The sequence below is a fragment of the Microbacterium sp. RURRCA19A genome, from assembly GCF_900156455.1.
Classification (GTDB): Bacteria; Actinomycetota; Actinomycetes; order Actinomycetales; family Microbacteriaceae; genus Microbacterium.
Genome location: NZ_FTNQ01000002.1, coordinates 287,624 through 298,344, shown reverse-complemented (window position 1 = coordinate 298,344; position 10,721 = coordinate 287,624). Strand labels below are relative to the sequence as shown.

Below are 10,721 nucleotides of genomic sequence, written 5' to 3'. Positions count from 1 at the left end.
CCCTGGAATCCGTGCTCGACGTCGTCGCACTCGTACTGGTGCTGATCGGTGCGGTGCTGTGCCTCACGGCGACCATCGGCCTCCTCCGCTGGGCCGATGTCCCCACCCGCCTGCACGCGGCGACCAAGCCGCAAGTGCTCGGTGTGCTGCTGATCGTCACCGCCGTCGTGCTGTCGGTGCGCACGTGGGAGGCGCTGGCCTTCGGCATCCCGATCGTCCTCATCCAGTTCGCGACGGCGCCCCTCGCCGCCCACATGGTCGGTCGCGCCGCGTACCGCAACCGCACGATGGACGAGCCGGGCCTCTACGTCGACGACCTGCAGCACCGCACCGAAGAGGGCGGCTCGATCGCCGCCCCCTCACGCCCCGAGAGCTGAAGCGCCGCGTCCGCGGGGGCGGGTGAGGCCGCCGTCGGGGCGCGTTGCGGCTGCGTCGGGGGTTGTGCCCCACCTTTGGCGATAAACGCGATTCGCGCCCAGACACGGCTTCTCCCGCCGTTTATCGCCGTGGATGCCGTTTATCGCGGCGCTTTCCCGCGAGACGGGACCGGGGCCGAGACCGCGCCGCGCCGTGCGGGCCGCGGTGCTCTGCGGCACCGCACCGCACCGCGGCGCCGCGCCGCAGATCGCGCTGCATCACACCGATAAACGCGATCGGCGGGTGGAAACGGCTTCGCGTACCGTTTCTCCCCGCCGATCGCGTTTATCGCGCAAACCCCGCAGCCGCATCCACACCCCTCGCAGCGCGCGCAGCCGCAGCCGCGGGCTCAGCCGAGCGCGATGGGCTCCGCGTGGCGGGCGGCGTCGGCCGATTCCTGCAGAGCCGACTTCTGGCGCAGCGGCGGCGTGCGGAAGAAGAGGGTCAGCACGAACGCGATCAGCGCCACGCCCATCGCGACCCAGTACACGCTGATGCTCGACTGGTTGAAGGAGACCAGCAGCGGCTTCGTCAGACGCGGGTCGGCGCCGTTCAGGAACGACGTGTCGTCCATCGTGCTGTTGTCGAACGAGGTATCCGACGAGTTCGACATGCCGTCGATGATCTGCGGAACGGCCTGGTCGACGAACGCGCGGCGGGCCGTGGCATCCGAGAAGTCGAGGGTGACCGTCCCATCGGAGGCGACCTTCGCCACGGGCAACTGCTGCTGGATCGCGGCGGCCGCCTGCTGGATCGCCTGCTCCTGTGCGGCCGCGGTCACCTGCGCTTGAGCTGCCGCGGGGATCGTGCCGGCCGCGACCTGCTGCGCCACGGCGTCGGCCGCGGCGGTCTTGGCCTGCTCGACGCCCTGCTGCGCGCCGCTGAGCGCACCGTCGGTGAGCTTCGCGACGAACGGGTCGTAGACCTTCGACATGATGCCGGCGTTGGCCGGTGCGGTTGCGACGGTCGGGTCGAGGGCGGCGTCCAGCGCGTCGGACAGCGTGGCCTGATCCTTGAAGTTCGTCTGCAGGTTCAGCGGCACGAGCGTGAACAGCAGCGACAGCAGCACCGCGGTTCCGAGCGTTCCACCGATCTGGCGGAAGAACGTCGATCCCGAGGTGGCCACGCCGATGTCGCGCGGACCGACGGAGTTCTGCGACGCGATCGTGAGCGTCTGCATCAGCTGACCGAGACCGAGGCCGATCAGGAGCATCGCTCCCGCGATCTGCCAGTACGACGTGTCGTAGCGCACGAAGGTCAGCGTGAAGAAGCCGAGCGCCATGAACGCCGTGCCGATGGTCGGGAAGATGCGGTAATGACCGGTGCGCGCGATGATCTGGCCGCTGACGATCGACGAGATCATGAGGCCCAGGATCATCGGCAGCAGCTGGAAACCGCTCTCGGTCGGCGAGGAGCCGAGCACGAGCTGCAGGTACAGCGGCAGCGTGAGCATGGCGCCGAACATCGCGAAGCCGACGAACACGCCGATGATCGTCGCCATCGAGAAGGTCGAGGAGCGGAAGAGCTTCAGCGGGATCAGCGCGTCGTCCCCCATGCTGCGCTCGATCAGGATGAAGGCGAGGATGCCGAGGCCGCCGATGATGTAGCACGCGATGGCGATGGGCGAGGTCCAGCCCCATTCGCGGCCCTGCTCCGCGACGAGCAGCAGGGGCACGAGGGCGATGATGACGGCCATCGCGCCGAACCAGTCGATGCGCACGGCGCCGTGCGGGTGGCGAGGGATGTGCAGGAACCGCAGCACGATCGCGAGCGCGACGAGGCCGATCGGCACGTTGATGAGGAACACCCAGCGCCAGCCGGCCAGGAAGAGGATCTCCGGTGCGCCGGCGAACAGGCCACCCACGAGCGGGCCGATCACCGAGGAGATACCGAAGACGGCGAGGAAGTAGCCCTGATACTTGGCGCGCTCGCGCGGGGCGAGGATGTCGCCCATGATGGCGAGCGGCATCGACATGAGGCCACCGGCGCCGAGGCCCTGGATGGCGCGGAACGCGGAGAGCTCGATCATCGAGGTCGAGAAGCTCGCGGCGATCGATCCGACGATGAAGATCACGATGGCGATGATGAAGAGCGGACGGCGACCGAAGATGTCGGAGAGCTTGCCGTAGATGGGCGTCGCGATGGTGGACACGATCAGATAGGCGGTGGTCACCCACGCCTGCTGGCTGAGGCCGTTGAGGTCGTCGCCGATCGTGCGGATCGCGGTGCCGACGACGGTCTGGTCGAGCGCGGACAGGAACATACCCGCCATGAGCCCGAAGATGACGAACAGGATCTGGCGGTGAGTCATCACCGGGGTGCTTCGGGTGGTCGGGGTCGACACGGCAGCAGTGGTCACGTTTCCTCGATACAGAGAGGGGCCGAACAGAAAGTGCCGCGTGAAGGGTCATACGCGGCGGGGAAGGCGGGGCGAACGGGCGTCGCCGGCACCGGAAAGAAGTTGTGTTTTGTCAACTATAAGGGTGCCGAACGGCTGCGCATTCCCGTTTGCCGCAGGTTCAGATATCCGATTCCCGTGCGTCGCTCTCGGCCTGGGGCGACGCCGCGCCCTCGGCGGGGTCGGGGGTCGCCGGCCGTGCCTCGAGTTCGCCCGCTTCCCGCTCCTCGCGGCGGCCCTCGGCGAGGAACGCGAGCCGGTTGAGGCACTCGTGGTTGCGGAGCACCAGCAGCGGTCGCCACAGGATGCCGGGGAGCACCGCCGGCAGCCCCGAGACGGGCTCTTCGGCGATCGTCACGGCGATGCCGTCCCCGTGCGGGCGTACGTCGAACCGGATGACGCCGCGACCGAGCAGCCCGGCTTTCGGGCGCAGGCGAACGCGCCGCGGCGGGTCCCACTCGACCATCTCGGTGGTGTCGTGGATCATCAGCGGCCAGACGCCGAGCGAGTGGTGGATGCGCGCACCCTCCCGCGGCCATTCGCGGTCGACGTCGCGCATGCGCGCCGCCCCGACCACCCACACCGGGTAGAGCCAGCCGTCCGCGAGCACCGCGAACAGGTCGTCGGGCGTGCAGCGCATCAGGCGGGTGTTGCGGGCGGCCATGGCATCCCTCCGTGATCGTCGTGCCCCGACCCTACGTCGCGACCCGTCTCGGCGCACGGCCACCGCTCCGCAGCATCGACAAACGGCATCCGCCACGAGAAACGACGGGACGTCCCGTTTCTCGCCGCCGATGCCGTTTATCGCGAGGGAGGTCGCGCGAGCGCGCGCACGCCGCCCCGCCCGGCCACGCCGCGGCACAGCGGGGGAGCCGCACGCCGCGCCCCCGGCGCCGCTGACTCAGCCGATCAGGCTCGGCTGCAGGTCGCGGAGCGTCCGGTGGTGCGTCATCCGGGTCACGCCGATCGCCGCGAGCAGCACCCCGCCGACCATCCACGCGCCGAGCACCAGCAGGTCCGTCCCCACGCGGCTGATGTCGCCTCCGTACATCACCTGGCGCATGGCATCCACGACGTACCCCATGGGCAGCACGTGGTGAAGCGCCGCGAGCGGCCCGGGGAGGGTCTGCCACGGGAACGTGCCGCCGGCCGTCACCAACTGCAAGACCATCAGCACGAGGCCCAGGAACTGCCCCACCGACCCGAGCCACACGTTCAACGCGAGCACGATCGCCGCGTACGTCGCCGAGGCGAACAGCAGGATGCCGAGGGCGGCCCACGGGTTCGCGAACGAGAACTGCAGAGCGACGGCGAGCACCGTGAACAGTCCCACCATCTGCACCGCGCCGAGACCGGCGGGGGTCAGCCAGCCCGCGAGCGTCACGCGGAACGGCGAACGCAGCGCCGTCACCGCCCGCTTGGAGACCGGCTTCACGATGAGGAACAGCGCGTAGATGCCGATCCAGCCGGCCAGGGCCGCGAAGAAGGGGGCGAGGCCGGCGCCGTAGTTCTGCGCCTTGGTGACCGACGTCGACCCGACGCTCACGGGATCGGAGATCGTGTCGGCCTGCGCCTGCCGCGTCTGGTCGTCGGAGTCGGGGATCTGCTGCACGCCCGACGCGAGGCCGTCGCGCAGCTGCGTCGCGCCGTCCGACAGCTGCCCGAGGCCGCTGTCGAGCTGTGCCGCGCCGTCGCGCAGCTGGGCGGCGCCCGTGGCGGCGGATGCGGCGCCGTCGGCGAGGGCGGACGCACCATCGGCCGCGGTGGACGCTCCGGATGCCACCTGGGCGCTGCCGGCGGCGACCTGACGCGCCCCGTCGTCGAGGGTGTTGATCTGCTGGACGGTCTCCTGTACCCGGGTGTTCGCGGCCTGGAGGCGGTCGCCGACCGGGTCGAGGCGGGAGAGGATCTCGTCGATCCGCTGCTGATCGAGACCGGCGTCGGCGAGGGCCTTCGCGATGTCGGCGCGGGCCTGCGGCAGCTGGGCGGCGGCATCGTCGGCGATCGTGCCCACCTGGCGCGCGGCGGAGTCGATGCGGTCGACCCCACCCGCCACCTGCTGCGCACCGTCGGCGACCTGCGCCGAGCCGTCGCGCAGCTGCGCGGTGCCGTCGCGCAACTGTGCGGCACCGTCGGAGAGCTTCGCCGTCCCGTCGGCGAGCTGCGCCGAGCCGGAAGCCAGCTGCGTCGACCCCGACTTCGCGGTGCCGAGGCCGTCGACGAGCTGTGTCGCCCCGGTCGTGGCATCCACCAGGTTCACCCGGATGGTGTGCAGCGCGTCGAGGAGCGTGAGACCGGCCTCGTCGGTGACCTTCTTCGCCACCGAGGCCTGGATGCGCGCGACGGCTTGCGAGCCGATCGTGGAGGCGAGGTAGTTGTTCGCGTCGTTCGTGCGCAGCTCGATCGACGCCTGCCGCGGGGAGTCGCTCGAAAGCGAGGCGACGGCGTCGCTGAAGTCGGCGGGGAGCGTCACGATGAAGTCGAAGTCGCCGCGTTCGAGTCCGGTCGAGGCCTGGTCGGCGTCGACCCGGTGCCACTCGAACGTGTCACTGTCGAGGAGCTGATCGGCGGCCTCGTCACCGAGGTTGCGCTGCTCGCCGTTGATCTCGGCGCCCGTGTCGTCGACCACGAGGGCCACGGGGACGTGCGAGAGATTGCCGTAGGGGTCCTGGTTGGCCCAGAGGTACAGGCCGCCGTAGAGGATCGGCACGGCCAGGAGCGCCACGAGCGCGATGACCGACATGCGCGTGGAGGTGAGGCGGCGCAGCTCCGCCGTGATCATCTGGGGGATCTTCACCGGACCTCCTCCTTCTCGGTGTCGAGGGCGTCGAGTGCCGTGCGCGAGGCGTGGCCCGCGATGACGAGCACGGCGTACCCGCGCTCGGCGAACTCCTCCGCGATGCGCCACCAGGCGGCCGGCTCGCCACCGTGCCGGTCGGGTGCGACGAGCACGAGCCCTTCGACGTCTTTCCGCAGCGCCGCGAGTTCCAGCAGCAGCCGGATCCGCGCGGCGGCGTCGACGTTGCCGATCGGCAGGGATGCCAATGACTCGAGCCCCAGCCCTTCGAGCCAGCGCTGCGCGGCGAACGGCGTGGGCGCGTGACCGGCGAACATGAGCTCTTCGGCGACGACACCGGTGACGGTGACGTTCGGCTCCGGCTCCGAGACGACGGGGGCGTCGACGAGGGCGACGCGGCGGCGGATGGCACCGGCGTCGGCGCGTCCGTCGATCGTGACCGATCCGCTGTCGATCTTCATCCGAGCGGAGGCGACCAGCCCGAGAACGGTGGGTCGCTGCTCGGTCTCGGCGACCGCGAGGGTCGCCCGTCCGGTCTCGTACGAGGTGGAGGTCTCGGGGAGGGCGCGCTGCGCCCGTCCTTTCGCGACCGCGTCGAGCACGATCTTCATGGCGTCTCCAGGTCGGGGTTCTGATCCAGCAGTTCGCGCGCTTCGGTCCACGAAAGACCGGCGATTCCGAGGACGGCGGTCACCGCGATCGCGCGGGCGCTGGTGGATTCGGCATCCACTCGCGCGATCACCATGCGACCGGTCTCTTCGAGTAGGCGCGACAGGGTCGGGGCGGGGAGGTCGGTGCGCAGTTCGCCGGAGTCCTGTCCGCGACGGACGATCGCATCGATGCGGCGGCGGAGCGGCGCCAGGGCGGCGGACGTCTCGGGCAGGTGCGCGTCGTCGAGGGCGAGGGCTGCCGAGGCCTGAACGTGCGCGGCCTCGCGCCACAGCTCGGACGCGAGCCGGGCGAGCGCGAGGCGGGAGTCGGAGTCGTCGATACGGTCGGCGATGGCGTTGAAGCGCGCTGCTCCGGCCGCGATCACCTCGCGGACGATCGCGTTGCGGTCGTCGAAGTGTCCGTACAGGGCGCGGCGGGACAGCCCGGCGCGGGCGGCGATCGCGGCGATCGAGGCGTGCGGGTCGTGGCCGATCGCCGCGGTGGCGGCATCGACGATGCCGGCGCGGTTCTCGACGGCGTCACGGCGGCGGGCGGGTGTGGACACGGAACCTCAGTGTACGCCACAACTTGCACTTGCGTGTGCACTTTCTTCCTCCGCCTGCGCCCTGGTTCGGGGGCCCATTTCACGCGAAACGGCCGAGATCACCCGCGGTGGCGCGGCATGACGGGTGATCTCGACCAGTTCACGTGAAATGACGCGCGACGCACGACGCACGGCGCACGGCACACGGCGGCGAGGGCATCGCGGTGCGCGGCGGCGGGCGCGCAGCACGGGACCCACGCGCCCAGCACGACGCCGCCCGACCGAAACGGCGGGGCGGCGTCGAGGGAGCGCGGGAGCCCGCGTCAGTCGGTGCCGGAGTCGAACGCGGCGGACTCGCCGGCGGCGTCCGTCGCGTCGGCGAGGCGCTCGCCCTCGGCCGACAGCGGAGCGGCGGGCTCGATGATCTCGCGGGCACCGCCAGCGGCGACGTCGCCGACGAGCTCGCCGGTCGGCCCGCCGATCAGCCCGAGGCTCGCGTACTGCTCGAGACGGGCGCGCGAGTCGGCGATGTCGAGGTTGCGCATCGTGAGCTGGCCGATGCGGTCGACGGGGCCGAACGCGGCGTCGCCGACGCGCTCCATCGACAGCTTCTCGGGCGAGTACGACATTCCGGATGCCACGGTGTCGAGGATCGTGTAGTCCTCGCCGCGGCGCAGACGCACGGTGACCGAGCCGGTGATCGTGGACCCGACCCACTTCTGGATCGACTCGCGCAGCATGAGGGACTGCGGCTCGAGCCAGCGACCCTCGTACATGAGGCGGCCGAGGCGGCGACCCTGCTCGTGGTAGGTCGCGAGGGTGTCCTCGTTGAGGATGCTGTTGACCAGGCGCTCGTACGTGAGGAACAGCAGCGCCATGCCCGGGGCCTCGTAGATGCCGCGCGACTTCGCCTCGATGATGCGGTTCTCGATCTGATCGCTCATGCCGAGGCCGTGGCGGCCGCCGATCGTGTTCGCCTCGCGGACCAGCGCGACCGGGTCGTCGAAGCGCGTGCCGTTGATGGCGACGGGACGACCGGCCTCGAAGGTGACGGTCACGTCTTCGGTCTCGATCTCGACCGCGGGGTCCCAGAAGCGGACACCCATGATGGGCTCGACGATCTCGAGCGACACGTCGAGGTGCTCGAGGGTCTTGGCCTCGTGCGTGGCGCCCCAGATGTTGGCATCCGTCGAGTACGCCTTCTCGGCGCTGTCGCGGTAGGGGAAGTCGTGGGCGACGAGCCATTCGCTCATCTCTTTGCGGCCGCCGAGCTCGGTGACGAAGTCGGCGTCGAGCCACGGCTTGTAGATGCGCAGCGCGGGGTTGGCGAGCAGGCCGTAGCGGTAGAACCGCTCGATGTCGTTGCCCTTGTAGGTGGAGCCGTCGCCCCAGATGTCGACGCCGTCCTCCTTCATCGCGCGGACGAGGAGGGTGCCGGTGACGGCGCGACCGAGCGGCGTGGTGTTGAAGTACGTGCGTCCGCCCGAGCGGATGTGGAACGCGCCGCACGCGAGGGCGACGAAGCCCTCTTCGACGAGCGCCGTCTTGCAGTCGACCAGGCGCGAGATCTCGGCGCCGTACTGCGTGGCGCGGCCCGGGATCGACGCGATGTCGTCTTCGTCGTACTGGCCGAGGTCGCCGGTGTACGTGCAGGGCACGGCACCCTTGTCGCGCATCCACGCGACGGCCACCGAGGTGTCGAGACCACCCGAGAAGGCGATGCCGACGCGCTCGCCGACGGGAAGGGACTGCAGGACCTTGGACATGCGCTCGATTCTATTCGTGACGGGCGCCGGGCCTCGAAACGCGGGGATCGGTCGGGGCGGCCGACCCCCGCGCGCGTCCGAGCGCGACGGCGCCGACGGCGGCGACGATGATCGTCACGGCGATGCCGATGATGTAGCCGATGACGCTGCCCCAGCTGCTCTCGTACGGGTTGAGGAAGGGGTACGGGTACCAGTAGGGCTGCCCGGTCGTCGGGTTGGTGATGAAGTTCGCGCGCAGCAGCGTGTAGACGATCCACGCGATCGGGAAGATCGCCGCACCGAGCGCTGCTCTCCACGGCAGGCGTCGGCGGCACGGTCCGAGGAACAGGTCGAGCAGGAGGAACAGCGGACCCCAGACGTGCATGACCTCGTTCGACCACGCCACCGTCTCGGGCTGCAGCGGAAGCCCGCGCAGGAGCAGGTTGTACACGACGCCGGTGATCACCATGTACGTCGAGACCCACGCCAGCGCCGCGGCCAGCGGGAGCGGGTCGGGCTCGGTGCGGCGTCCGCGCGCGAGGAACCGGATGCCGGCCCACGCCAGCACTCCCACGCTCGCCGTGTTGGAGAGGATCGTGAAGAAGCTGAAGAAGTTGGTCACGATGGTGAGCACGTCGCGCCCGTTGTCGACGGCGCCGGCGACGGAGGACACGAACTGGGCGATGATCGCCGCGGCGACGAGCGCGGCCATCGCGAGGCGGAGGGCGGTCCAACCGGTCGCCCAGGAACGGGAGCGGAACATGCGCTCAGAGTAGTGACGCCGCCACGCCGCCGGGTGGGCTTGTGGACAACCCCGCCGGGGTGCTGTCGGACCGCTCGATAGGATGGGGTGTACCGCCGGATAACACGCGAGGAGCGCACATGCCCGGAATCGTGATCGTCGGCGTCCAGTGGGGCGACGAAGGCAAGGGCAAGGCCACCGACTTGCTCGGTGAGCGCACCGACTGGGTGGTGAAGTTCAACGGCGGCAACAACGCCGGCCACACCGTCGTCATCGGCGACGAGAAGTACGCCCTGCACCTGCTGCCCAGTGGCATCCTCTCGCCGGGCGTCACCCCCGTCATCGGCAACGGCGTCGTGGTCGACCTCGAGGTGCTGTTCAACGAGCTCGAGGCGCTCAACGCCCGCGGGCTCGACACCAGTCGCCTCAAGATCAGCGCGAACGCGCACATCATCACGCAGTACCACCGCACGCTCGACAAGGTCACCGAGCGCTTCCTCGGCAAGCGGATGATCGGCACGACCGGCCGGGGCATCGGTCCCGCGTACGCCGACAAGATCAACCGCGTCGGCATCCGCGTGCAGGACCTCTTCGACGAGAACATCCTCCGGCAGAAGGTCGAGGGCGCCCTCGACCAGAAGAACCACCTGCTGGTGAAGATCTTCAACCGCCGGGCGATCACCGCCGACGAGGTCGTCGAAGACCTCCTCTCCTACGCGGACCGCGTGGCGCCCATGGTCAGCGACACCTCGCTGCTCCTGAACGACGCGCTGGATGCCGGTGACGTCGTCGTCTTCGAGGGCGGCCAGGCCACGATGCTCGACGTCGATCACGGCACCTACCCGTTCGTCACGTCGTCGTCGGCGACGGCCGGGGGCGCGGCCACCGGTTCGGGCGTCGGACCCAACCGCCTCGACCGCATCGTCGGCATCGTGAAGGCGTACACGACCCGCGTCGGTTCCGGTCCCTTCCCGACCGAACTGTTCGACGAGAGCGGCGAATGGCTGCGCTCGCGCGGCTTCGAGTTCGGCACCACCACGGGCCGTCCCCGCCGCGTGGGCTGGTACGACGCTCCGATCACGCGCTACGCCACGCGCATCAACGGCATCACCGACCTGGTGCTCACGAAGCTCGACATCCTCGGCGGTCTCGAGCAGATCCCGGTCTGCGTCGCCTACGACGTCGACGGCGAGCGGTACGACGACCTGCCGGTCAACCAGACCGACTTCCACCACGCCAAGCCGATCCTCGAGTACCTGCCCGGGTGGAGCGAAGACATCTCCACCGCGCGCACGTTCGACGAGCTGCCGCAGACGGCGCAGGACTACGTCCTCGCGCTCGAGGAGATGAGCGGCACGCGGATCTCGGTCATCGGCGTCGGGCCCGCACGCGACCAGGTCATCGTCCGTCACGACCTGATCGACTGA

9 protein-coding genes are annotated in these 10,721 nt (G+C 70.1%); 2 read left to right on the top strand and 7 right to left on the bottom strand.

Translation table 11 applies throughout. The annotated features are described in order from the left end of the window. Nucleotides 1–2 precede the first annotated feature (2 nt). Nucleotides 3–377 (top strand): monovalent cation/H(+) antiporter subunit G, encoded by a 375-nt coding sequence (mnhG, locus tag BW982_RS09305; RefSeq protein WP_076493621.1) that lies wholly within the window; start codon nucleotides 3–5, stop codon nucleotides 375–377. 389 nt (nucleotides 378–766) lie between these two features. Here mnhG and BW982_RS09300 read toward each other — a convergent pair whose 3' ends face one another. The 7 genes from BW982_RS09300 to BW982_RS09270 form a co-directional block, all read right to left on the bottom strand. Beyond that, the gene (locus BW982_RS09300) at nucleotides 767–2,728 is read right to left on the bottom strand and encodes an MDR family MFS transporter (protein WP_076493619.1); all 1,962 of its coding nucleotides are present in this window, start codon (nucleotides 2,726–2,728) and stop codon (nucleotides 767–769) included. A 208-nt stretch (nucleotides 2,729–2,936) separates the two neighbouring features. Further along, nucleotides 2,937–3,479 (bottom strand): SRPBCC family protein, encoded by a 543-nt coding sequence (locus BW982_RS09295; RefSeq protein WP_076492560.1) that lies wholly within the window; start codon nucleotides 3,477–3,479, stop codon nucleotides 2,937–2,939. Nucleotides 3,480–3,716: 237 nt separating this feature from the next. Continuing rightward, nucleotides 3,717–5,612, bottom strand: coding sequence for a YhgE/Pip domain-containing protein (locus tag BW982_RS09290; RefSeq protein ID WP_076492557.1), 1,896 nt, complete (start codon nucleotides 5,610–5,612; stop codon nucleotides 3,717–3,719). Then, the gene (locus BW982_RS09285) at nucleotides 5,609–6,223 is read right to left on the bottom strand and encodes a hypothetical protein (protein ID WP_076492555.1); all 615 of its coding nucleotides are present in this window, start codon (nucleotides 6,221–6,223) and stop codon (nucleotides 5,609–5,611) included. The genes BW982_RS09290 and BW982_RS09285 overlap by 4 nt, the downstream gene beginning before the upstream one ends. Continuing rightward, on the bottom strand, nucleotides 6,220–6,828 hold the full coding sequence (locus BW982_RS09280) for a TetR/AcrR family transcriptional regulator (RefSeq protein ID WP_076492553.1): 609 nt from the start codon (nucleotides 6,826–6,828) through the stop codon (nucleotides 6,220–6,222). The genes BW982_RS09285 and BW982_RS09280 overlap by 4 nt, the downstream gene beginning before the upstream one ends. Nucleotides 6,829–7,130: 302 nt before the next feature. Next, nucleotides 7,131–8,573 (bottom strand): argininosuccinate synthase, encoded by a 1,443-nt coding sequence (argG, locus tag BW982_RS09275; protein WP_076492551.1) that lies wholly within the window; start codon nucleotides 8,571–8,573, stop codon nucleotides 7,131–7,133. Nucleotides 8,574–8,583: 10 nt separating this feature from the next. After that, nucleotides 8,584–9,315, bottom strand: a complete 732-nt coding sequence (locus tag BW982_RS09270) for a Pr6Pr family membrane protein (protein ID WP_254845567.1) — start codon at nucleotides 9,313–9,315, stop codon at nucleotides 8,584–8,586. Between the two features lie 119 nt (nucleotides 9,316–9,434). Here BW982_RS09270 and BW982_RS09265 point away from each other — a divergent pair, with 119 nt between their 5' ends. Beyond that, a complete protein-coding gene (locus BW982_RS09265; protein ID WP_076492549.1) occupies nucleotides 9,435–10,721 on the top strand; it encodes an adenylosuccinate synthase in 1,287 nt (428 codons plus the stop codon).